This window comes from Pseudomonas sp. RGM 3321 (genome assembly GCF_022836805.1).
Taxonomy (GTDB): domain Bacteria; phylum Pseudomonadota; class Gammaproteobacteria; order Pseudomonadales; family Pseudomonadaceae; genus Aquipseudomonas.
Genome location: NZ_JALHBH010000120.1, coordinates 373,789 through 397,946, shown reverse-complemented (window position 1 = coordinate 397,946; position 24,158 = coordinate 373,789). Strand labels below are relative to the sequence as shown.

At 59.0% G+C, this 24,158-nt stretch carries 17 protein-coding genes and 1 pseudogene; 9 read left to right on the top strand and 9 right to left on the bottom strand.

Features of this window, described 5'->3' with window-relative positions; translation table 11 throughout:
- Positions 1-242: 242 nt before the first annotated feature.
- From RGM3321_RS25325 to nfuA, 3 genes are all read left to right on the top strand, one after another.
- Positions 243-2,375 carry a fatty acid cis/trans isomerase gene (locus RGM3321_RS25325; protein ID WP_244395364.1) on the top strand — a complete coding sequence of 711 codons (2,133 nt, stop codon included), beginning with the start codon at positions 243-245 and terminating at the stop codon, positions 2,373-2,375.
- 178 nt (positions 2,376-2,553) lie between these two features.
- The gene (locus RGM3321_RS25320) at positions 2,554-3,576 is read left to right on the top strand and encodes an acyltransferase (RefSeq protein ID WP_244395325.1); all 1,023 of its coding nucleotides are present in this window, start codon (positions 2,554-2,556) and stop codon (positions 3,574-3,576) included.
- 70 nt (positions 3,577-3,646) lie between these two features.
- Entirely contained in the window at positions 3,647-4,240 is a 594-nt protein-coding gene (gene nfuA, locus RGM3321_RS25315; protein WP_002553665.1) for a Fe-S biogenesis protein NfuA, read from the top strand.
- Positions 4,241-4,307: 67 nt separating this feature from the next.
- Here the strand turns inward: nfuA and RGM3321_RS25310 are convergent, their stop codons facing one another.
- Genes RGM3321_RS25310 through RGM3321_RS25295 form a run of 4 tightly spaced genes read right to left on the bottom strand, consistent with a single transcriptional unit; the run spans position 4,308 to position 9,913 of the window.
- On the bottom strand, positions 4,308-6,257 hold the full coding sequence (locus tag RGM3321_RS25310; RefSeq protein ID WP_244395324.1) for an acetyl/propionyl/methylcrotonyl-CoA carboxylase subunit alpha: 1,950 nt from the start codon (positions 6,255-6,257) through the stop codon (positions 4,308-4,310).
- Positions 6,254-7,114 (bottom strand): gamma-carboxygeranoyl-CoA hydratase, encoded by an 861-nt coding sequence (locus tag RGM3321_RS25305; protein WP_244395323.1) that lies wholly within the window; start codon positions 7,112-7,114, stop codon positions 6,254-6,256. Before RGM3321_RS25305 ends, RGM3321_RS25310 begins: the two co-directional genes overlap by 4 nt.
- Positions 7,115-7,128: 14 nt before the next feature.
- Entirely contained in the window at positions 7,129-8,736 is a 1,608-nt protein-coding gene (locus RGM3321_RS25300; RefSeq protein WP_244395322.1) for a carboxyl transferase domain-containing protein, read from the bottom strand.
- A gap of 13 nt (positions 8,737-8,749) precedes the next feature.
- A complete protein-coding gene (locus RGM3321_RS25295; protein WP_244395321.1) occupies positions 8,750-9,913 on the bottom strand; it encodes an isovaleryl-CoA dehydrogenase in 1,164 nt (387 codons plus the stop codon).
- A 182-nt stretch (positions 9,914-10,095) separates the two neighbouring features.
- Between RGM3321_RS25295 and RGM3321_RS25290 the strand changes: the two are divergent.
- A pseudogene (locus RGM3321_RS25290) lies at positions 10,096-10,354 on the top strand (hypothetical protein).
- A 283-nt stretch (positions 10,355-10,637) separates the two neighbouring features.
- On the opposite strand, the gene RGM3321_RS25285 reads toward RGM3321_RS25290, so the two are convergent.
- The 3 genes from RGM3321_RS25285 to RGM3321_RS25275 all read right to left on the bottom strand — a co-directional run bounded on the left by RGM3321_RS25285 (position 10,638) and on the right by RGM3321_RS25275 (position 13,043).
- Positions 10,638-11,537 (bottom strand): hydroxymethylglutaryl-CoA lyase, encoded by a 900-nt coding sequence (locus RGM3321_RS25285; protein ID WP_244395320.1) that lies wholly within the window; start codon positions 11,535-11,537, stop codon positions 10,638-10,640.
- Between the two features lie 18 nt (positions 11,538-11,555).
- A complete protein-coding gene (locus RGM3321_RS25280; RefSeq protein ID WP_244395319.1) occupies positions 11,556-11,948 on the bottom strand; it encodes a MerR family DNA-binding transcriptional regulator in 393 nt (130 codons plus the stop codon).
- 165 nt (positions 11,949-12,113) lie between these two features.
- A complete protein-coding gene (locus RGM3321_RS25275) occupies positions 12,114-13,043 on the bottom strand; it encodes a LysR family transcriptional regulator (RefSeq protein WP_058401486.1) in 930 nt (309 codons plus the stop codon).
- A gap of 183 nt (positions 13,044-13,226) precedes the next feature.
- Here RGM3321_RS25275 and RGM3321_RS25270 point away from each other — a divergent pair, with 183 nt between their 5' ends.
- On the top strand, positions 13,227-14,471 hold the full coding sequence (locus tag RGM3321_RS25270; RefSeq protein ID WP_244395318.1) for an acyl-CoA dehydrogenase: 1,245 nt from the start codon (positions 13,227-13,229) through the stop codon (positions 14,469-14,471).
- Positions 14,472-14,482: 11 nt separating this feature from the next.
- Here the strand turns inward: RGM3321_RS25270 and RGM3321_RS25265 are convergent, their stop codons facing one another.
- Positions 14,483-15,826 (bottom strand): phosphate ABC transporter substrate-binding/OmpA family protein, encoded by a 1,344-nt coding sequence (locus tag RGM3321_RS25265; RefSeq protein WP_244395317.1) that lies wholly within the window; start codon positions 15,824-15,826, stop codon positions 14,483-14,485.
- Positions 15,827-15,958: 132 nt separating this feature from the next.
- A complete protein-coding gene (gene xthA / locus RGM3321_RS25260) occupies positions 15,959-16,771 on the bottom strand; it encodes an exodeoxyribonuclease III (protein WP_244395316.1) in 813 nt (270 codons plus the stop codon).
- Between the two features lie 191 nt (positions 16,772-16,962).
- On the opposite strand from xthA, the gene RGM3321_RS25255 reads away from it, so the two are divergent.
- The 4 genes from RGM3321_RS25255 to RGM3321_RS25240 all read left to right on the top strand — a co-directional run bounded on the left by RGM3321_RS25255 (position 16,963) and on the right by RGM3321_RS25240 (position 24,127).
- Entirely contained in the window at positions 16,963-17,634 is a 672-nt protein-coding gene (locus tag RGM3321_RS25255; RefSeq protein WP_244395315.1) for a GNAT family N-acetyltransferase, read from the top strand.
- A 59-nt stretch (positions 17,635-17,693) separates the two neighbouring features.
- Positions 17,694-19,418, top strand: coding sequence for an autotransporter assembly complex family protein (locus RGM3321_RS25250; protein ID WP_244395314.1), 1,725 nt, complete (start codon positions 17,694-17,696; stop codon positions 19,416-19,418).
- Positions 19,419-19,423: 5 nt separating this feature from the next.
- Positions 19,424-23,104 carry a translocation/assembly module TamB domain-containing protein gene (locus RGM3321_RS25245; protein ID WP_244395313.1) on the top strand — a complete coding sequence of 1,227 codons (3,681 nt, stop codon included), beginning with the start codon at positions 19,424-19,426 and terminating at the stop codon, positions 23,102-23,104.
- A gap of 105 nt (positions 23,105-23,209) precedes the next feature.
- Complete coding sequence (locus RGM3321_RS25240; RefSeq protein WP_244395312.1) at positions 23,210-24,127, top strand: LysR family transcriptional regulator; 918 nt, start codon at positions 23,210-23,212, stop codon at positions 24,125-24,127.
- The last annotated feature ends 31 nt before the right edge of the window (positions 24,128-24,158 follow it).

The window sequence follows — 24,158 nt, the reverse complement described above, 5'->3', positions numbered from 1 at the left end:
ATCATTCATGTTGGAGTCGATTACGGCCTTGTAGAATTGTCCGATTTTAATAGCAGAGCCTACGGGATATGCCGCACCGTTTGTTGGCAAGCATCGCCTTGCTTTTTATATGCTGTGCTGCACAGGCCCAGACAACTTCAGCCACACCGGCAACCCCGGCTATTTCCTACGTAAAGGATATTCAGCCGATCCTTACCGAGAAATGCGTTGCTTGCCATGCCTGCAACGACGCTCCCTGCCAGTTGAACCTGGGCAGCGGGGAAGGCGTGAGCCGTGGTGCCAGCAAGATCCCGGTCTACCAAGGCGAGCGCAGTGAGGCGGTAGCGCCAACCCGACTGTTTTATGATGCGCGTGATACCGAGGCTTGGCGCGGCAAGGGTTTTTACTCGGTGCTGGAGGCCCAGGGCAGTCAGGCAGCCCTGATGGCGCGCATGCTCGATCTGGGGCGCAGCGCGCCGTTGCCGGCCAACAGCAAAATTCCGGACGAGATCGCACTGGGCATCAATCGCGAAAATATCTGCCCGCTGCCCGGCGAATTCAACGCCTATGCCGCAGCTCATGCGCAACAAGGCATGCCACTGGCGGTCGCCGGCCTGACCGATGCCGAATACCAGACCCTGCAGCGCTGGCTGGCTGCCGGTGCGCCGGTGGAGCAGCAGACCATTACCCTGAGTGTCACCGAGGCCGCGCAGATCAATGCCTGGGAGGCGCAGCTCAACGAGCCTGGCGCGAATCAGGCGCTGGTCGGTCGCTGGCTGTTCGAGCACCTGTTCCTGGCGCACATCTATTTCGAGGGTAGTGAGGCGGGGCACTTCTTCCAGTGGGTGCGCTCGCGAACTCCGAGCGGCAAACCTGTGGACCTGATCGCTACCCGTCGTCCCGACGACGATCCGGGCAGCGACTTCTATTACCGGTTGATCCCCGTGCAAGGTGTGATCGTTCACAAGACCCACATTACCTACGCCATGAGCCCGCAGAAACTGGCGCGGGTCAGGCAGTTGTTCTACGGGGCCGACTGGAAAGTCAGCGCATTGCCGGGTTACGGCCCTGGCCATCGTGCCAATCCGTTTCTGACCTTCGAAGCCATCCCTGCGGCGGCGCGTTATCAGTTCATGCTCGACAACGCCGAGTATTTCGTTCGTACGTTCATTCGCGGGCCGGTCTGTCGCGGGCAGATCGCCACAGACGTGATTCGCGATCAATTCTGGGTGCTGTTCCAGGACCCGTCGCACGATCGCTACATCACCGATGCGACGTATCGCGGGGAGGTCACGCCATTGCTGGCCATGCCGGGTCAGAACGATGACGTGGGCAGCGTGCTGGGCCTGTGGCTGTCCTACCGCGACCGACGCAATGAGTATGAAGACCTGCGCCGCGACAGTTACGCGAAAATGCCAGCGCCGGGGTGGAGCACGCTGTGGGCTGGCAATGACAATGCCTTGCTGACCGTTTTCCGTCATTTCGACAGCGCTTCGGTCAATAAAGGCTTGATCGGCGACGTGCCGCATTCCATGTGGTTGTTCGACTTCCCGCTGCTGGAACGCACCTATTATCAGTTGGCGGTGAACTTCGATGTCTATGGCAACGTTTCACATCAGGCACAGACCCGGCTGTATTTCGATTTGATCCGCAACGGCGCTGAAATCAACTTCCTGCGCCTGATGCCTGCCGATCGCCGGGAAGACATACTCAGCGATCTTTATCAGGATGGCGGCAAGATCAAGATGTGGCTGGATTACCAGAAGATCGACGACGATACGCCGACAGGTATCAAGCTCGATGAAAAGGCCGCGCAGCGCGACTTTGCGTTCAAGCTGATCGAGCGTTCCGGCAGCCTGAATGCCGCGCCTGATCCGATCAATCGCTGCAGCGGGGCCTATTGCTCCAGGCCGAACCTCGATAGCAGTTTTGCCCAGGCGGAACAGGCACTGAGCCGTTTGACGTCACGCCCGGCGGCGGGCCTGAAAGTCATCGATCAATTACCGGAAGCAAGCATGCTGCGTATCGAGGGCAGCAACGGCAAACGCATGATCTACAGCATGCTGCGCAACCGTGCACACAGTAATGTCGCGTTTCTGCTGGGCGAGTCTTATCGCTATATCCCGGGGCTGGACACACTGACAGTCTATCCGGGCGTACTCAGCAGTTACCCGAACTTCATGTTCAACATTCCTGTCACGCAGGTGCCTGCTTTTGTCGACGCCATGCAGCAGAGCAAGGACCAGGCAAGCTTTGAGCAGATCGTCCAGCGTTGGGGCGTGCGGCGGACTCATCCGTTGTTCTGGACCTACTTCCACGATCTGAATCGCTATATTCAGGAAACTGAACCGCATGAAGCAGGCGTGCTGGATATGAACCGCTACGAGAACCTTTAAAACCGGCGTCATTCAACCGCAGGCCATATAAAACATGGCCTGCGGCCATCGTTACTTCCTGAACGAAATGTATCTTGCGCGACCTTTTTTCCAAAAAGGTGGTCCGAAATGGTGCGCGTCATAGGCCGGTTTATTCAGCGGCTCATGATTGAAAGTCAGGAAGTAGAGGTTTTTTGTGATGTTGATTTCAGTTCAGGCGCTACGGGCGTTCGCAGCGTGGGTCGTGGTGTGTCATCACTTCATGCAGATTTTTTTCGATTTCAAGGCGAGCAGCCCGGTAGGGCAGTTCTTTGTCTCGAAGGGCGCGGTCGGCGTTGATATCTTCTTCGTCATCAGTGGTCTGGTTATCTTTTTGTCTACGCAGAACAGCGATATGCCTGCACGGCGCTTCATTCTGCATCGTCTGATTCGCATCGTTCCGGCCTACTGGCTGTACACCGCCGCCATGGCGTTGTTGTTGCTGATTGCAGCGCCGATGCTCCCGCATCAGGTCATCGGCTGGCAGAACTTCCTCTTGTCACTGGTATTCATTCCTTCCGAAAACCCCGGTGGTTATGGCCTCTACCCAACGCTTAACGTCGGCTGGACGCTCAACTATGAGATGTTTTTCTACCTGCTGTTCTCGATGGTGTTCCTCTTCCAACAGCGTCACCGGCCGCTGATCATTGCCGCAGCGCTGTTTGCGGTCAGCGAGGTTCTGGCTCGCGCCGGGCTGATCAGCCGCTTCTACGGCAACGACATCATTTACGAATTCCTGCTGGGGATCGGCATCGGCATTCTCTATCGCCGTGGCTGGATCAAACAGGCGCTATGGCTGCCGCTGGCGGGCATTGCGGTAGGGCTGTATGCGATCAATAACCTGACCAACGAGCAGCGTCTGCTCAACTGGGGCCTGCCGAGTGCCTTGATCGTACTATCGTGCATCTCGCTGGAACCGTATTTCCAAGGCAACAGGCTGCTCAAGGTACTGGGCGACTGCTCGTACTCGGTCTACCTGCTGCATGTGTTGGTGCTGTACGGCGGGTTGCTGATGGCGCAACGCTTTGGCCTCAGTCCTTATGTGGTGTTCGCGTTCTGTGTGCCGATTATCGCCATCGGTGCCTGGGTCAGTTATGAATGGATCGAGAAGGGCCTTTACCGACGGATGAAGAGCTGGCTGGACGGGCGCCGAGCGGTCAGCCAGGCGCAGGCATTAACCTGACAAAAATACTAGGACTTTGTGTGGCGGTGCCGATTGGCGTAAACTGCCAGCACGTCTGCGAGGAATTTTCATGACCGCTATCACTATTACCGATGCCGCCCACGATTATCTGGCCGATCTGCTGGAAAAGCAGAACACCCCGGGCATTGGCATCCGCGTATTTATTACCCAGCCCGGCACTCAATACGCTGAAACCTGCATTGCCTACTGCAAGCCGGGTGAAGAAAAGCCGGAAGACAAGGCTATCGGCCTGAAGAGCTTCACAGCCTGGATCGATGGTTTCAGCGAAGCCTTTCTGGATGATGCCGTGGTTGACTACGCCACTGATCGCATGGGCGGCCAGTTGACCATCAAGGCACCAAACGCCAAGGTGCCGATGGTTAATGCCGACAGCCCGATCAACGAGCGCATCAATTATTATTTGCAAACCGAGATCAATCCGGGCCTTGCCAGTCACGGTGGCCAGGTCACGCTTATCGATGTGGTCGAAGAAGAGGCGAAAAACATTGCCGTTCTGCAATTCGGTGGCGGTTGCCAGGGTTGCGGTCAGGCTGATGTCACGTTGAAGGAAGGTATCGAGCGTACGTTGCTTGAGCGCATTCCCGAGCTGTCGGGCGTTCGCGATGTGACTGACCATACGCAGAAAGAAAACGCTTACTACTAAGCCGTTCTCTGCTGCGCAAAACGCCCTGACTGTTCAGGGCGTTTTCGTGTGCGGCCGTCGCTGATGGTCAGGTCAGTTCCACCAGTACTGCGCCTTCGTTGACCATCTCTCCCTCATGGCAGTAAAGCGCTGTGACAACGCCGGCACTGGCAGCGCGGATGCTGTGTTCCATCTTCATGGCCTCCAGCACCACCAGTTGCGCCCCGATCTCGACCGCCTGACCCACGTCAACCAGCACGCGCACGATGCTGCCATTCATGGGCGCTGTCAGGCCGCCATGCTGGCCATAACCGGCATCGGCCTGCGCGATGGGGTCAAGTCGGGTGATGATGTGCAGGTCGCCTTGCCATTTGAGGTAAAGCGCATCGCCACGGCGTATCGCCAGATGTGAGCGGCGCACGCCGTTGTGTTCGACAGTCAGATGCTCGTTGCTGAGTTTGAACGGTGAGTCGCTGCTGTTGCGCAGGTAGACGGTTCGGGTTTGACCATTGCAGTTCAGTCGCAGATCCGTCTCTGCAGGCAGGCCTGCGCGAAAGCCTGTCGTGACCGCCCAGGGCGAGTGCAGGTCGGCTTGATCGACGCGTGCCGTTTCGCTCTGGCTGAAGGCCTCGGCGGCGGCCTGCCAGAGTTCCTCACATAGTTCACCCGCTTGCGGCAGCAATTGATCCTGATGGCGGGGGATGAAGCCAGTGTCCAGTTCAGTGGCGGCAAACGCCGGATGGGCGATAATTCTGCGCAAAAATGCCAGGTTGGTTCTGACACCGCCCACTGCGAACTCATCCAGCATGCCGAGCAGGCGCAAACGGGCCTGCTCACGGTTTTCGCCCCAGGCAATCAGCTTGCCGAGCATGGGGTCGTAGAAGGGTGAAATGTTGTCGCCCTCGCTAACGCCGCTGTCCACACGCCTGCCGGAGCCAGACGTGGATTCTCTGTAGAGCGCCAGCGTGCCGGTTGCGGGCAGAAAATCGTTGGCCGGGTCTTCGGCATATAGCCGGACCTCAATGGCGTGGCCGATCAGTGGCACTTGTTCTTGAGTAATGGGCAGTGGTTCGCCTCTGGCCACCCGAATCTGCCATTCCACCAGATCCAGGCCTGTGATGTACTCGGTCACCGGGTGTTCGACTTGCAGGCGGGTATTCATCTCCATGAAGAAAAACTCGCCGCGCGCGTCCAGCAGGAATTCCACCGTGCCTGCGCCCACGTAACCGATGGCCTGTGCGGCCCTGACCGCCGCTTCACCCATGGCCTTGCGCAGTTCGGGTGTCAGGCCGGGCGCAGGTGCCTCTTCGACGACCTTCTGGTGTCGGCGCTGAATGGAGCAGTCGCGCTCATTGAGGTAGAGACAGTGACCATGGCGGTCGGCAAACACCTGAATCTCGACGTGGCGCGGGGTGAGGACGTATTTCTCCACCAGCATTCGCGCGTCGCTGAACGAAGAAAGCGCCTCGCGTTGAGCAGAGGCCAGCGCTTCGGCCAGTTCGCCGCTGTACTCCACCACCTTCATGCCTTTGCCGCCACCGCCTGCCGTGGCTTTCAACAGCACGGGATAACCGATGCGTTCAGCGGCGCTGCGGAACGTCTCGATGTCCTGCGCGTCGCCGTGATAGCCAGGCACCAACGGCACGCCAGCTTGATCCATCAGCGACTTGGCGGCAGATTTGCTACCCATGGCGTCAATGGCCGAGGCGGGTGGACCGAGGAAAATCAGCCCGACCTCTTCGATGGCGCGGGCAAAGTCGGCATTTTCGGACAAAAAACCATAACCGGGGTGAATCGCCTGCGCACCGCTTGCCCTGGCCGCATCGATAAGCTTGTCGATAGCCAGGTAGCTTTCTGCTGCCTTGCTGCCTCCAAGGTCCACACGGACATCAGCCTCACGGCTATGCCGAGCATCACGGTCAATGGCACTGTGCACGGCGACCGTGGTGAGCCCCATGGTTTTCGCGGTACGCATGATGCGACAGGCAATTTCACCGCGGTTGGCGATCAGCAGCGTGGTCAGCTCGGGAGTGCTCATGATTGCGAGTCCTTCTGTGATTCTTGCCGGGCTGCAAGCTTTGCTGGCGATTGATCGCAGCCTGGCTGCCAGGCGGATGTGCGTTTTTGCAGGAAGGCGCGCAGGCCTTCCTGGCCTTCGGCGCTGGTGCGGATGCGCGCGATGGCGCTTTCACAGTAGCGACGCAATGCAGGTGTGAGTTCGCCGCTGCCGACTTCGCGCAGCAACTCTTTGCTGACTCGCATGGCCTGAGGGCTATTGAGCAGCAGGTTGTCGACCCACTCCTGCGTGCGGGCTTGCAGGTCGGCAGCCGGGTAGCACTCGGCTATCAGCCCCATCTGCTGCGCTCGCTGGCCATCGAAACGCTCGGCGGTCAGCGCGTAGCGCCGCGCCGCGCGTTCGCCGATTGCCTGCACCACAAACGGACTGATAACCGCTGGAGCCAGGCCGATGCGTACTTCCGACAGGCAGAACTGCGCATCCGTTGCCGCAATGGCCATGTCGCAGCAACTGATCAGGCCAAGCGCTCCACCGAAAGCTGCACCTTGCACCACCGCAAGCGTCGGAATTTTCAATTTGGCGAGGCTGTACATCAGCTCTGCCAGTTCACGGGCATCGTCCAGATTGGTGTTGTAGTCCAGCTCTGCTGCCTGCTGCATCCAGGCCAGATCGGCACCCGCGCTGAAATGCCTGCCACGCCCGCGCACCAGCAGGAAGCGCAGGCTGGCATCACTTTGTACCTGGTCCAGCGCGAGGATCAGCTCGCGAATCATCTGCGCATTGAAGGCATTGTTCTTGTCCGCTCGATTCAGCCACAGCGTGGCGAAGCCACGTGGGTCGGTGATCAACTCTACGGTTGTGAATGAGGTCGACGTCATGGTGATTTCCCGTCTTACATCCGGAACAGGCCGAAGGTAGTAGGTTCGATGGGCGCATTGAGCGAGGCGGACAGGGCCAGCGCAAGAATGTCGCGGGTTTGTGCCGGGTCGATTACTCCGTCGTCCCACAGGCGGGCGCTGGAGTAATAAGGGTGGCCTTGATGCTCGTACTGATCGAGAATCGGCTGCTTCAGTTCGGCCTGCTGTTCGGCGCTGAAGGCCTGGCCGGCACGTTCCGCCTGCTCGCACTTGACCTGCACCAGCACGCCCGCTGCCTGCTCGCCACCCATCACGCCGATTCGCGCGTTGGGCCACATCCATAGAAAGCGCGGGTCGTAGGCGCGGCCACACATACCGTAATTTCCTGCACCGAAACTGCCGCCGATAATGACCGTGAACTTCGGCACCTTCGCGCAGGCAACGGCGGTCACCAGCTTGGCCCCATGCTTGGCGATACCCCCGGCTTCATACTTCTGACCGACCATGAAGCCGGTGATGTTCTGTAGAAAGAGCAGGGGAATTCCCCTCTGGCAGGCCAGTTCGATAAAGTGCGCGCCTTTCTGGGCGGCTTCAGCGAACAGGATGCCATTGTTGGCCAGAATCGCGATCGGGTAGCCATGCAGGCGGGCGAAGCCGCAGACCAGCGTGGTGCCAAACAACGCCTTGAATTCATCCAGTACCGAGCCATCCACCAAGCGCGCGATGACTTCGCGTACGTCAAACGGCTGTTTTGTGTCGGCTGGAATGATGCCGTACAGGTCCTCGCTGGCGTACAGCGGCGCAATGGGCGTGACAGCGTTCAACTGGCCCTGTTTGCGCCAGTTCAGATTGGCAATGCTGCGTCGCGCCAATGCCAGCGCGTGCTCGTCGCTGTCGGCATAATGGTCGGCCACCCCGGATGTGCGGCAATGCACATCCGCACCGCCCAAGTCTTCAGCGCTGACTATTTCGCCGGTGGCGGCTTTTACCAGTGGCGGGCCTGCGAGGAAGATGGTGGCTTGCTGGCGCACCATGATCGCTTCGTCGGCCATGGCTGGAACATAGGCCCCGCCTGCGGTACAGGAACCCATGACCACGGCAATCTGGGGAATGCCTTGTGCGCTCATGTTGGCTTGATTGAAGAAGATGCGCCCGAAGTGTTCGCGGTCCGGAAACACTTCGTCCTGGCGCGGTAGGTTGGCACCACCGGAATCCACCAGGTAGATGCACGGCAGGCGGTTTTGCTGGGCAATGGTCTGCGCACGCAGGTGCTTTTTGACGGTCAGCGGGTAATAGGAGCCACCTTTGACCGTCGCGTCGTTGGCGATGATCATGCATTCGACGCCCTCGACCCGGCCGATACCGGCAATTACCCCCGCGGCCGGAACCTCTTCGCCATACACCTGATGGGCGGCCAGTTGGCCGATCTCCAGAAACGGTGATCCGCTGTCCAGTAAACGGTTGATACGCTCACGGGGCAGCAACTTGCCGCGTGACGTATGGCGCTCCTGGGCCTTGGGCCCGCCGCCTTGGCGAACGATGCTCAGCAGCGTACGGAGTTCTTCGACCTGCTTGAGCAGCGCGGTGCGATTAAGGGCAAATTCCTGCGAGCGGACGTTGATGCGAGTCTGCAGAATAGTCATGGTAGCTCCGCAATCAACGGGTTTCGTTGAACAGTTCGCGACCGATGAGCATGCGCCGGATCTCGCTGGTGCCTGCACCGATCTCGTAGAGTTTGGCGTCGCGCAACAATCGACCGGCCGGGAACTCGTTGATGTAGCCATTGCCGCCCAGAATCTGGATGGCATCCAGCGCCATCTGCGTGGCGCGTTCGGCGCTGTAGAGGATCACGCCCGCTGCGTCCTTGCGCGTGGTCTCGCCACGATCACAGGCCTGGGCAACCGCATACAGGTAGGCGCGACTGGCGTTGAGCTGGGTGTACATGTCTGCGACCTTGCCCTGAATCAGCTGGAACTCGCCGATGCTCTGGCCAAACTGCTTGCGGTCGTGAATGTACGGCACCACCACGTCCATGCAGGCCTGCATGATGCCGGTCGGCCCGCCAGACAGCACCACCCGTTCATAATCGAGGCCGCTCATCAGGACTCTGACACCACCATCAAGCACGCCCAGCAGATTCTCTTCGGGCACCTCGACATCATCGAAAAAAAGCTCGCAGGTATTGGAGCCGCGCATGCCCAGCTTGTCGAACTTGCTGCCGCGGGAGAAGCCTTTCCAGTCCCGCTCGACGATGAATGCGCTGATGCCATGCGCAGCCTTTTGCAGATCGGTCTTGGCGTAGATCACATAGGTGTTGGCGTCCGGCCCGTTGGTGATCCAGGTCTTGCTGCCGTTGAGTACGTAGTGATCGCCGCGCTTGTCGGCGCGCAGCTTCATCGATACCACGTCCGAGCCTGCATTGGGTTCGCTCATGGCCAGCGCGCCAACGTGCTCGCCGCTGATGAGCTTGGGCAGGTATCGGGCTTTCTGTGCCGGGCTGCCATTGCGGTTGATCTGATTCACGCACAGGTTGGAGTGTGCGCCGTAGGAAAGCGCCACCGATGCCGAGCCACGGCTGATTTCTTCCATCGCCACCACATGCGCCAGATAACCCAGGCCTGCGCCACCGTATTCATCGCTGACGGTGATGCCGAGCACGCCCATCTCACCGAATTTGCGCCACATGTCGACAGGGAAAAGGTTGTCCTTGTCGATCTGCGCAGCGCGAGGGGCAAGCTCTGCGGCGACGAAGGATTGCAATTGATCGCGCAGCATGTCGATGGTTTCGCCCAGGGCGAAGTTCAGGCTGGGGTAACTCATGGGTAGCGTTCCTGTTTTATTCTTGGAGATGGTTCTATGTGGATTGGCCATGACCTTTACGTTAACGTAAACCTGCGGGTGTGTGCTGTCAATCAGGCTTGTGCGCGGAGGGTGGGGGAGGGTCGGGAGGCAAAAGCAAACGCTGGAAAGCACGAAGGGGAGCCTGGGCTCCCCTTCAAGGTATGTATCTATGCTCTTTTTTGTTTTTCGGGTGGCCTGTTGTTGTTTTTGGCGACCTGGCCCTTCACTGCTTTTTTGAGCGGTCCGCATGCGGGACCAAGAGCAAACGTATTTTTTTGAGCGCTGATCAAGCTTTCATCATGTTGATCCAACCAGTTCCGGAGCTGCCTCAGGGCAGTTTTGTTGTTCTCTGTCTGGCTGCAGAACGACTTGCAATGCAAGCAGTTCAGAAAAGCTGTCCACTTCAAAAAAATCTGTTAGCTACGTCTCTGTCCGTGTTGTTCTTGTTATGTCAGAGCCGGTACGTGTTGTTTTTATTGGGTTGCTGCGTGTTTTTATTTTTGTTGTACAAGTGATATAGCAGGACCCGTGCCAGTTTTTTAAAAGCCCCGTAATACCGGGAGCTGAACGTCTTTTTCGGGCATCGGGCCATCTGATTCGGTTGTCGAGTGTTTCCGTGTTACCCGTTTGTCTAGACTGGACGCGGGGCAGGGTAACACTGTGTGACAAGTTGTCGCACCCTGTTACCGACAGGTGACAGTCGTTAAGCAGACAACCGCGCCTTGGCCACGCGCGAGCCATTGCTGCGTTGCAGTACGTCGCAGATGCGCTGGCCTGCGGCAATGACCTGGTCCAGATCTACCCCGGTTTCAATGCCCATGCCCTGCAACATGTACAGCACGTCCTCGGTGGCAACATTGCCGCTGGCACCCTTGGCGTACGGACAGCCGCCGAGGCCTGCCACGGAACTGTCGAAGACCTGAATACCTTCCTCCAGGCTGGCGTAGATGTTCACCAGCGCCTGGCCGTAAGTGTCATGGAAGTGCCCGGCGAGCTTGCCACGCGGGATCTGCGCAGAGACAGCGTTGAACAATGCCCGCGTGGCACCCGGCGTGCCGGTGCCGATGGTGTCGCCCAGCGAAACTTCATAGCAGCCCATTGCGTAGAGTTCGTTGGCAACGGCGGAGACCTGCTGAGGCGAGACACTGCCCTCATAAGGACAGCCCAACACGCACGACACATAACCCCGAACCTGCACACCATGCATCCGCGCCGCCGCCATGATGGGCGCAAAGCGCTCCAGGCTTTCGCTGATCGAGCAATTGAGGTTACGTCGGGAGAACCCTTCGGTTGCCGCTGCAAACACCGCGACCTCTCTGACGCCCGCCACCAAAGCATCTTCGAACCCGCGCAGGTTGGGTGCCAGGGCAGAGTAGATAACGCCTTCACGCCGCTGGATATTTTCGAACACCTGGGCGGAGCCAGCCATCTGTGGCACCCATTTGGCCGAAACAAAACTACCGACTTCAATGTGGCTCAGTCCGGCTGCCGTCAGGTCATCCACCAGACGCACCTTGTCGCCGATACTGATGGGTTGTGCTTCATTCTGCAGGCCGTCACGCGGGCCGACTTCAACGATATTTACCTTTTGTGGAAGAAACATGGCAGCGCCTTGTGGTAGTCAGTGTGAAGTGGCAGCAGTTTTATCGAGCGCAGCCCGGCAACGCTCTTCGGCGGTGTCCAGCTCCAGTTGCATTTGCCGGATGTCCAGCAATTGTTGTTCGAGCTGTTCACGTCGTTCGGCGATCTTGCCGAGCATGGTCTGCAACTGTTTCTGGTTGCCACCGGCAGGGTCGTAGAGCGAGATCAGGTCCTTGCATTCAGCCAGCGAAAAACCGATGCGTTTGCCGCGCAGGATCAGTTTCAGGGTGACTTTGTCACGGGCCGTGTAGATGCGCTCCAGGCCCTTGCGTTCGGGGCAGAGCATGCCTTGCTCTTCGTAAAAGCGGATGGCGCGGGTGGTGATATCCAGCTCACGGGCGAGCTCGGAAATGCTGTAGGTCTGACTGTTCATGGTGTCGCTCGGCGAGGTATGCAGCACTCAACCTACGGCTTGCTTTACGTAAGCGTCAAGCAGAAGTCGTGTTGTCAGGGCGCGCCAAGAGGCGCCCGCCAGGTTAGAAACGACTTTAATAATTTAATATATTTTATTTGAAAACAATTACTTATTAGATTTATCTCATGCTTTATCGAGGCTCTGTTCCTGCGCCACGACTCGCTGTGAAAGCTCGATGATCTGCTCGCGCATCCAGCGGTTTGCCGGGTCCTGATCAGTGCTTTCATGCCAGTACAGATGGGTTTCGACCGAAGGCACATCGTTGACCGGCAGGTAGACATAGTGCAGATCGTTACGGCGGGCGAAGCGTTCCGGTATGGTCATGACCATATCGGTCTGCTGCAGCACCTGTGTCGCCATCAGGTAATGCTGCGAGCGCAACGCAATCCTGCGCTGAATGCCCATCTTGCCCAGCGCCAGGTCCACATGCCCCAGTCCGCTGCGCCGACTGGAAATATGGATGTGTGCCTGGCTCATGTAATCATCCAGCGTCAGCGTGGCCTTGTTCGCCAGCGGATGCGCCTTGCGCATGCCGCACACATAGCGGTCTTCCAGCAGCTTGACGTGGCGAACCTGCGGGTCGGTATTGAGCGGTGCATCCACGGCGAAGTCGAGGCGCCCGGCAGCCAGCTCCTTGGTGGTTTCCCGACGCTTGGACAGAAAGCTTTCGATGGTCACGGCAGGCGCAAGGCGCCGCAGCCGCTGGAACAGCGTCGGCAGGATCACGGCCTCGGTCAGGTCGGTCATGCTGATGCGGTAGTTCTTGTTGGCCTGCAACGGGTTGAATATACGGCTTTCCTGCACCGAGACCCTGAGCAATGAGAGTGCGTTGCGCACCGGGCCGATGATGTTTTGCGCCATCGGTGTCGGCACCATGCCTTGGGCCGTTCGCACGAACAGCGGGTCGTTGAAGGTCTCTCGCAGCCGCGCCAGTGCGTTGGACACCGCAGGCTGGGTAATGCCGACGATCTGCCCGGCCCGGGTCAGATTGGCTTCGGTGTAGATGGCGTCGAAGACAATGAAAAGATTGAGATCGACCTTGCTCAGGTTCATTGATGGGCGCCTCGTGCTGTTATTTTGATTCGCTGTTCGGCAGGCTGGGGACGCCGCAGCGGTGATGGATCATATATCGGTTATGAATGTTTATACACGCCGAGAATAGATTAGATAAATGTACGGCGTTTCTCTAGCATCAGGATCATGCATTCGACACCCTGATCGAGAAGGTAGTGGCCCATGGATTTCGCGTATTCCCCGAAGGTGCAGGCATTGCGTGAGCGCGTCACCGCGTTCATGGATGCATACGTTTATCCGGCCGAGCCGGTTTTCGAACAGCAAGTGGCCGAAGGCGACCGCTGGCAGCCCACCGCGATCATGGAAGAACTGAAAGCCCGTGCAAGAGCCGAGGGGTTGTGGAATCTGTTTTTGCCGGAGTCTGCGCTCGGTGCCGGCCTTAGCAATCTGGAATACGCGCCGCTGGCGGAAATCATGGGGCGTTCGATGCTGGGCCCCGAGCCATTCAACTGCTCGGCACCCGACACCGGCAATATGGAGGTGCTGGTTCGCTATGCCAGCGATGAACAGAAAGCTCGCTGGCTGGAACCGTTGCTGCGCGGCGAGATTCGTTCTGCTTTTGCCATGACGGAGCCCGACGTGGCGTCATCGGACGCCACCAATATGGCCGCGCGCGCCGAGCGCGATGGTGATGAATGGGTAATTAACGGTCGAAAATGGTGGACTTCCGGTGCCTGCGACCCACGCTGCAAAATCCTGATTTTCATGGGTCTGAGCAATTCTGACGGCCCACGCCATCAGCAGCATTCGATGATTCTGGTCCCGGTCGACACGCCGGGCGTGAAGATTGTCAGGCCGCTGCCTGTGTTCGGCTACGACGACGCGCCCCACGGGCATGCCGAAGTGGTCTTCGATAACGTCAGGGTGCCGTTTGAAAACGTCTTGCTGGGTGAGGGGCGCGGCTTTGAAATCGCCCAAGGCCGATTGGGGCCTGGCCGCATTCACCACTGCATGCGCTCCATCGGCATGGCTGAACGGGCACTTGAGTTGATGTGCAGGCGCTCCGTCGACCGGGTTGCCTTCGGCAAGCCGCTGGCCAGGCTGGGTGGCAACATCGACAGGATCGCCGATTCACGCATGGAGATCGATATGGCCCGCCTGCTGACCCTGAAGGCGGCCTACATGATGGACACGGCAGGTAACAAGGTCGCCAGAAGTGAAATCGCGCAGATCAAGGTGGTAGCGCCGAACGTGGCGCTGAAGGTTATAGATCGGGCGATCCAGATGCACGGCGGGGCGGGTGTTTCCAATGATTTCCCCTTGGCCTATATGTACGCCATGCAGCGCACACTGCGTCTGGCGGACGGTCCGGATGAGGTGCATCGCGCCGCTGTCGGCAAGTATGAACTGGGCAAATATCTGCCGGCGGACAGGGAACGCAGCCAGTCCTCAGCCGGTAGCCGATAACTGCGCCCAGGCTACTGCACCCAGACTTCGACCCGACGGTTCTTGATCCGGCCGTCATCAATGTCATTGGTAGCTACCGGCATCTCATCCCCCAGGCCAACGATATCGCGAAATGTCACGCCGCTTTTCAGCAGCTCGCGGCGCACTGCCATGGCGCGCAGCCTTGATAGCAGGGCTGCCCGGGCCGGGTCGCTTTTGGCATCACCAAAGCCGACCAGCGTGACGTGTTGATTGAGCTTGTCGCTGGTTTTCAGGTACTCCGCCACTCGCTTGAGGTCCTGCTGCGCCTTGTTATCCAGCTTCGCACTGCCCTGGGCAAAGCGAAAGTTGACCGACAGCCGTTCGGCCTTGCGCGCCAGCGCCTGGTAATCCGCAGGCATCTGCGCGGTAGGCTGCACCTTGAGTGCCTGCACGGTCTGCGCGACAAAGCCGCTCTGCGCCACGATGGCCTGACCCTCGGCGCTTTGCGCGAAACGGACCAGCGCCTGCGCCCAGCGTTGATGAGCTGAGGTGGGCACATAGAAGTAGAGCCGTCGCGACAGAGGATAGTCTTCGGTGGCAATCAGACTGACAGTCGGGAGCATGGGGCTGGAATCACCATCGGCAATGGCCACCGCTTTGGCACGCCTGATGGACGGTAGCCCGATAAAACCGATGCCATTGATGTCCTTGCTGACGTCGTCGGAGAGCTGCTCGCTGGATTCAAAGCGGGCGGCTGTGCCGGACAGGTTCTTGCCGTACTTTGCAAGTATCAGGTCCTTGAACGTTTCGTAGGTGCCGGACTTCTCATCGCGAACATAAAGATGAATAGCTCCCGGATTTCCGCCCACTTCTGCCCAGTCCCTGACTTCCCCGCTGAAAATGCGCGCCAGTTGCAGCGTATCCAACTGTCTTACCGGGTTGCCTGGATGCAGAATCACGGCAACGCCATCGATAGCAATGGTTTGCTCGCTTGCTGCGCTTTTCAGGTCGCCCAGGCCGGTCAGGTCCTTGGCTTCCTGATCCTTGATAGGTCGGGAAGAGGCGGCGATATCGGCATTACCTGCTTTGAGCGCAGTAAAACCGGTGCCTGAACCATGTGCGGCGATTTCGATGCTGACCGTCTGCCCTGTGGCGGTAGTGCCGACGACGCGCTGTTCATTCATGGCATTGCCAGCAACAGTCTGCACCGATTGCAGGCCTTGCTTGCGCATCAATCCCTCAACCAGCGCGGGGCCCAATTGAGCATTGATGGTGTTTGAACCTTGAATGCGCAAGGCAGGTATTTCGCCCGCGGGCAGCGGCAGTGCTGCCAGCGCAAGGGCGGGCAGGGTGGCGCTCGACAGAGTCAGCGCCGTTAGCAAAGCGCGCAACATCGGCGTCACCATGAGTCACGGGAGGGTGCCGGGAGAATAAGACAGAAAGATTTCCGGAATATGACGATTGCTCGACCACTGCGCGCACGACCCGTTTCTGCATAAAGCCGGGTCGCGCGCGAGGGCATTTTTTCAGTTCAGTTCCAGCCAGATCGGCGCGTGGTCCGACGGCTTTTCCATGCCGCGCAAATCGTAGTCCACCCCGGCGGCCTTGATGCGTGGCTGCAGGCCGGTAGAGGTCATGATCAGGTCGATACGCAGGCCGCGTTTGGGTTCGTCTTCGAAGCCGCGGCTGCGATAGTCGAACCAGCTGAATCGGTCGACGACCTCCGGGTACAGATAGCGGAAGCTGTCCACCAGGCCCCAGTTTTTCAAGCGTTCCATCCACTCGCGCTCTTCGGGGAGAAAGCTGCACTTGCCGGTTTTCAGCCAGCGCTTGGCGTTGTCTGCGCCGATGCCGATGTCGCAGTCCTGCGGAGAAATGTTCACATCACCCATCACGATCAGCGGCTGTTCATTGCTGAAACAGCTCTCCAGCAGGGTCTGCAGGTTCTCGTAAAAACGCTGTTTGGCTGGAAATTTGGTCGGGTGATCACGGCTCTCGCCCTGCGGAAAGTAGCCATTCATGATGGTGACCGGTTGCCCATTGCTGTCGGCATACGTGCCCCAAATGAAGCGCTTCTGCGATTCCTCGTCGTCGCCGTCAAAACCCTTGTGCAGGGCCAGCGGAGGGTTGCGTGATAGCAGGGCAACGCCGTAATGGCCTTTCTGGCCGTGGAAATGCACGTGATAGCCCAGCGCTTCGACTTCAGCGTGGGGGAACTGCTCGTCAGAAACCTTGGTTTCCTGAAGACCGATCACGTCAGGCTGGTGTTTGTCGATCAGCGCCGCCAACTGATGAGGTCGAGCGCGCAGACCATTGATGTTGAACGAGACGATTTTCATAAAACAGCGGTCCTGAGCAAAAACAAACAGCGATGCTAGCTGACCTGTGGTTTCAGGACCAGCACCGTGTCAGACACCGCCCAAACAGAGGCCCGGACAAATCGTTGGAACTGTTATCAAGTGCCATCACTCGAAAGCCTGCTTGCCAAAACTGCTGCGCCAGACGCAGTTCCGTTAACACGAGGCCCTTTATGTCCCTACCTGCTGCCATCACGGGTGAAATTCGCCAACTCGACAGTGGTTATTCCCGTGAAACCCGCTCCTTGCTGTTCAGGGGCTATCGGCACGATCCGACGTTTGCCTATCTGTTCAACGCCGAGCGTGAGGGATATGAGCAACGCGTGTTGGCGACCATTCGCCAACTGGTCAAACAACACTTCCTGCAAGACCAGCCTGCACTCGGTCTGTTTCTGCAGGATCGGCTGGTCGGCGTAGCGCTGATCGCGCCACCGCAACGTCGTCTGGGTGTGACTGAAAGCTGGGCATGGCGTCTGCGCATGGTGATGGACACCGGCCTGGGTTGCACCCAGCGTTATCTGGCTTATTACAACGCGGTGCTGGCCTGTGTGCCGTCCGAAACCGTGCATGTGCTGCCCTTGATAGGCCTGGATCCGGAATTTCAGGGCCAGAAGCTGGGGCAGGATTTGAGCGAACAACTGCTTGGGGCGCTGCACGATTGGTGCGCGGTGGATGAGCACTCTCAGGGCATCGTCGTAGACACGGGAAATCCTCGTTATCTCGAGTTCTATAAGCGACAAGGCTATGAGGAAATCGGCGAGATTGCGGTAGGACCTGTCCGAGAGCATGTGTTCTTTCATCCCAATCCTCAGGTTTCACTGCCGGTCCCCGACGTAACGGTCTGAATCTCCGACAATTCATGGGCTTCCAGTGCCGCCCTTCGATCGTGTTAGCATCTACGCCCATGAAGCTTTTCAGACTATTCAGCAGCCTGTTTCTGATGACCATGAGTGCAGCGGCGCTTGCCCAGGCCCGTCTTGACGTCAGGATCAAGCCCGCCAACCCGGAACTCAAGGCCAACGTCCAAGGGTATGTGGGGGACTTGGGCGAGCGTGACGTTCCGGCATTGCGCAACTTCAGCCTGGGTGCCGAGCAGCAGGCAGAGAAAGCGGCTCAGGCGCTTGGTTATTATCAGGCGCAGATCGACAGCGAGATCAAGGACGAAGACCAGCCACGTCTGGTGATCAATATCCAGCCGGGCGAGCCGATTCACCTGCGCAATGTGGTAATCCGCGTCGAGGGTCCGGCAGCATCGCTGAAAGCCTTTCGGGTACCCAAAAGCGACGCGCTGAAAACCGGCGCGGTGCTCAATCATGGCAATTATGAAGATGCCAAACGCCTGATCCAGAATCAGGCGTCGCGTTACGGTTTTTTCAGCGGCCACTTTACCAGCCAGCGCCTGGCTATTGACCCGCGAGCCGGGGTTGCCGACATCGAGCTGGTCTATGACAGTGGTCCGCGCTACTCGCTGGGCAAGGTCATGTTCAGTGGCAATGCGCCCTTCGATGACGATTTGCTCAAGCGCATGGTGCCGTTCAAGGAAAATACCCCTTACGACTCACAACTGATCGCCGAATTGACCCAGGCCATGCAGGGCAGTGGCTATTTTGAAGGCGTACGGGTCGATGCCGCGCCTACGGCAGCTGAACATCAGGTCATTCCGGTGACCGTTCAGCTCGAAACCCGCAAACCCCGCACCATGGGCCTTGGCCTGGGCTACTCGACCGATGTCGGCCCGCGTGGCAAAGCCAATTGGACCCGGCACTGGGCCAATCCACAGGGCCACAGCTACGGGTTCGAGTCGGAAATATCCGCGCCTCGACAGAATGTCGGCCTGTGGTACGACGTGCCGCTCGATCCGCCGTTGACTGATAAACTGCGTTATGCCGGTGGCTATCAATACGAAGAGATTGCCGGAACCGACAGCCTCAGCAAGCTGTTGACTGCAGGCCCTGAATGGCACAGCAAACTGCCCAGCGGCTGGGAGCGAGTCATCTCGCTGAAATGGCAGCGTGAAGAGTACCGGCTGGGCGACGATTCGGGCCTGAGCACGCTGTTGATGCCCGGTATCAGTTATTCGTACCTGCGCAGCGATAACAGTATCGACCCCCACAAAGGCTACCGTTTGCAATTCGACACCCAAGTGGCCAAGGAGGGCATGTTGTCGGATGCCAATCTGGTGCATGCCAATGTGCTGCTCAAAGGTCTGACGACAGTCGCTCAGAATCATCGCCTTCTCGGCCGTGTGCAACTGGGTGGCAACCTTACTGATGGTTACACCTCGATACCGCCGTCGCTGCGTTTTTTTGCCGGTGGCGATCAAAGCGTACGGGGTTATGACTACCAGAAACTGTCACCAACCAACGCTGACGGCGACCGCATTGGTGGACGTTACATGTTTGCCGGGAGCGTCGAGTACCAGTACTCCATTGCGGATAAATGGCGGCTCGCGACCTTCATCGATCAGGGCAACTCATTCAACAGTCTGGACAAGCCAGACCTGAAAACCGGCGTCGGTTTCGGGGTGCGCTGGGTATCTCCGGTGGGTCCGTTGCGTCTCGACCTGGCGCACGCGCTGGATGACGAGGGTGGCATCCGCCTGCACTTCTCGATGGGGCCGGAACTTTGAACAGGATGAACATCAAGCGTGTTGCAACGATTGCCGGACTGAGCGTGATCGCGTTATTGCTGCTGGTGATCGTCAGTGTCGGGGTACTGCTTGGAACCCAGGCAGGCAGCCAATGGGCGCTGGCCCGCGTGCCCAGCGTGCAACTGGAAAACTTCCAGGGTCGCCTGGGCGGGCAGTGGAGTGCCGAGCGCCTGGTGTGGCAGCAAGGCGCAGACCGTGTCGAGGTGCATTCTGTCGATTTCGCCTGGACGCCCGCCTGCCTGCTGAAGATGACCTTATGCATTGATCGCCTGCACGCGGGGCAGGTACTGCTGCGTTTTCCTCCGAGCGGTGCGCCGAGCAACGAGGGCCCCGTGAATTTGCCAGTCGTCAAGTTGCCGCTTGCCCTGCGCCTGGGTGATATACAGCTGAGCAGTCTGCAACTGGATGGCGTCGAACAGCTGCGCGACCTCAAGCTGGCTGCGCACTGGACCGCCGAAGGATTACAGATCGACAGCGCGCACCTGCAACGCGATGCGTTGGTGCTGGACCTCAATGGTCTGCTGAAGCCTGAGGGCGACTGGCCATTGAGCGTAAAAGGTCAACTGCAACTGCCGCCTCAGGACGGTAAGCCCTGGACGCTGGCGCTGGATATTCAAGGTGACGTGCTCAAGACCCTGCTACTCAAGGCTGACAGTAGCGGCTATCTACCAGGACAACTGACCGGTGAACTGCAACCTTTGGCTGAGCATGTGCCAGCACGATTGAAACTGACTGCAGAGCATTTCAAACCCGGCGCGGCATTGCCCGATACCCTGCAACTCGACCAACTGCTGTTGACTGCCGAAGGCGATCTCGACTCGGGTTACCAGATCAACGGCACTGCCAGCCTGCCCGCAGAAAAAGGCCCTGTGGCGTTGTCGTTGCAGGGGCGTGCGGATGCTAATGGGGCAACTATCGCAGCGCTTGATCTGGCCGCCAACGATCAACAGCGTCTGGCCATCAACGGCACGTTGAACTGGCAGAGTGGTCTCTCGGCTGATGCGAGCATCGACTGGCTGGATTTCCCCTGGCAGCGTCTGTATCCGCTGGAGTCCGAACCGCAAGTGTCGTTGCACGCCTTCAAAGGTGAGATTTCCTACACCGACGGCAATTATCTTGGCAATTTCAACGCCAGCCTCAAAGGGCCTGCTGGCGCGTTCACGCTGATCAGCCCCTTCAGTGGCAATTTGCAGGAAGTCCATCTGCCGCAACTGGAGCTGGTCGCAGGGCAGGGCAAGGCCAGCGGTTTCCTGAACCTGCAATTTGCCAATGGCGTTGGCTGGGACACCGCACTGGACCTGAGCGCGCTGGACCCTTCATTCTGGGTTGCCGAACTGCCCGGGACGCTGGCAGGGCCCTTGCGCAGCAAAGGTCAATTGGTCAACGAGCAGCTCGAACTTACCGCCGACCTGGACCTCAAGGGACGTCTGCGTGGCCAGCCCGCGCTGCTGCAAGCCAAGGCTGACGGTCGTGATCAGCAGTGGAATGTCAGCAACCTGAACATTCGATTGGGTGACAATCGGGTTCAGGGTAATGGCAGTTTGCAGGAGCGTCTCAAAGGGCAACTGGATCTTGATCTGCCGCGTCTGGCTCAATTGTGGCCGCGTTTGCAGGGGCAGGCCAAAGGCAGGCTTGACCTGACGGGAACGCTTCAGGCACCACAAGGGCAACTGTCGTTGCAGGGCAGTCAGCTAGCGCTGCAGGACAATCGCCTGCAAAACCTGACACTCAATGCCCGTCTGGATCAGTCGCAGCGCGCGACCATCAACCTCAAGGGCGTTGGCATTCAGGCTGGCGACACCGGGTTGGGGACGTTGCTGGTGGACGGTCAGGGTACGCTCAAGGCGCAACAATTGAAGCTGGACCTGCAAGGGCCGTTGCTCAAGCTTGCTATCGCACTGGACGGCGGCCTGGACAAGGGCGACTGGCGCGGTCGGCTGGCCAGCGGCACGGTACAGAGCGGCGGACAAAACTGGCGTTTGCAGCAACCGGCAAAGATCGAGCGTCTGGCCGATGGTCGGCTGAACTTCGGTGCGCATTGCTGGCTGTCCGGTGCTTCCAGCCTGTGCGGTGGCGATCAACGACTGATGCCGGAGCCACGTTTGCGCTATCAGCTGAAGAATTTCCCGCTCGACAGCCTGGCGCAATGGATGCCAAAGGACTTTGCCTGGAAGGGCGCGCTGAATGCCGACGTTCAGCTTGATCTTCCGGTAGCAGGTCCCACCGGCAAGGTTACGATTGATGCGGGAGGCGGCACATTGCGGGTGCGCAGCAATGACCAGTGGCTGGACTTTCCGTATCAGACACTCAAACTCGACACCACACTGGCACCCAGACGTATCGATACGCGGCTGGATTTCGAAGGCGGCAAGCTGGGCCGGTTGCTGCTCAATGCGCAGATCGATCCGCTGGCCAAAGACAAGCCTCTGTCAGGCGATTTCGGTCTCTCCGGGCTGGATATCTCGGTGGCACGACCCTTTGCGCCAATGGTGCAGAAACTCAATGGCCGCCTGAACGGCAATGGTCGATTGTCAGGCAGCTTGCTGGCACCTCTGGTCAACGGCAGCGTGACACTTGAAGGCGGTGAAGTGGCGGGTGCCGAGTTGCCGATGGAACTGCATGACCTCAAGGTGCAGGCGTTGATCGCCGGGGAGAGCGTACAGCTAACCGGTGGCTGGAAAAGTGGCAGCACCGGGCAGGGGAGCATCGGCGGTCAGGTGGCCTGGGGGCAGAATCTGAACGTTGATGTGAGCCTCAAGGGCGCGCGTCTACCGATCAATGTCGAGCCCTACGCGGAAGTGGAGGTAGCGCCTGACCTGAAAATTTCCATGCAGGGTGAGCGGCTGGCCATTTCCGGCAAGGTGCTGGTGCCCAAAGGTGCGATCACCGTGCGTGAGCTGCCGCCGTCCACGGTCAAGCTGTCGGGCGACACGGTGATCGTCGGGCAGCAGACCGAAGAGGGCGCGCCACCGCTGGCAGTCGCCATGGATATCGATGTGGAAGTCGGCCAGGAAAAACTCGGTTTCAGCGGTTTCGGGCTCACCGCCAATCTGGTCGGACGTGTGCACATTGGCGACAACCTGGACACCCGTGGCGAGCTGAACCTGAACGACGGCCGCTATCGTGCCTATGGACAGCGGCTGACCATCCGCAAGGCGCGCCTGCTGTTTGCAGGCCCTGTGGACCAGCCCTATCTGGATATCGAGGCCATTCGCCAGACAGATGATGTGATCGCAGGCATTCGTCTGACCGGCAGTGCCGAGCAACCCACAACCGAAGTGTTTTCCGAACCCGCGATGAGCCAGGAGCAGGCGCTCTCCTATCTGGTCATGGGCAGACCGCTGAGTACCTCGGGCGAAGACAACAACATGGTCGCTCAGGCTGCACTGGCGCTAGGCGTTGCCGGCAGCTCGTCGACCACCGGCAAGCTCGCGGACAATCTGGGTATCAAAGACTTCGAACTGGACACCTCGGGAACCGGCGACAAGACCAATGTGGTTGCCAGTGGAAAGATCACCGAGAAGCTCAGCCTGCGTTATGGCGTCGGCGTTTTTGAACCGGCCAATACCATTGCGTTGCGCTATCTGCTCAGCAAGCGCGTGTACCTTGAGGCGGCAAGCGGTGTTGCCAGTTCGCTGGATATTTTCTATAAAAGAGACTTCTGAATACTGGCCAGCGGCTGTAATGGCACTGGCCTGCGTTCAACCGGTTTACCCTGTTAAAACAGTGTGACCCATCACACGCTCTCTCTATTCAGGCTGCCGGTAATCATGGATCGATTCAACGCCATGCGCGTATTCACCCGTATCGTCGAGCTGGGCGGTTTCGCCAGGGCGGCCGAGAGCTTGCACATGCCCCGTGCATCCGTGACGATTCTGATCAAACAACTGGAAGCTCACCTGGGTGTGCAGCTCTTGCAGCGCACTACGCGTCAGGTCAGCACCACGCCTGACGGCAAGGCCTATTACCAGCGCTGCGTAAGCCTGCTGGCCGATCTGGACGACGCCGAAGCGTCCTTCTCAGCGGCGGGTGCCGAGCCCAAGGGGCTGCTGCGCGTCGACCTGCCGGTCAGCCTGGGGCGCATGGTCGTGATACCCGCGTTGCCTGAATTTGCACGGCGATACCCTCAGATCCGGTTGGAGATCGGCATGAGCGACAGACCGGTCGACCTGATCCGCGAGGGCGTGGACTGTGTCTTGCGCGCCGGAGCAGCATTGGATGAAACGCTGGTCGCCAGGCCGCTGGGCAGCCTGACCCAGATCACTTGTGCCAGTCGCGAGTACCTGCAGCGATACGGTACGCCGCTGAACCTGCCGGACCTCGCGCAACATCAGGTAATCGAATATTTCTCGACCAGCACCGGCAAACGCTATGGCCTGGAGTTCATGGCCGATGGCGTGGAGGTCGATCAAGCGTTGGCCTGTTCTATCTCGGTCAACAGTGCCGACGGTTATGTAGCGGCTTGCGAGGCGGGTTTCGGCCTGATACAGGTGCCGCGTTACCATGTCGCCGCACAGTTGCGCAGCGGCATACTGGTCGAGGTGCTGCGGTTACATCGTCCGCCGCCGCTGGCGTTGACGGTGCTTTACCCACCTCATCGTCAGTTGTCACGACGCATCAGGGTATTCGTCGATTGGCTGGTGGAATTATGTGCCCACCCAGATATCAGGGACAGGCTGGTTTCCTGAGAAAATTCGGAATTATCCGATATAGGACACG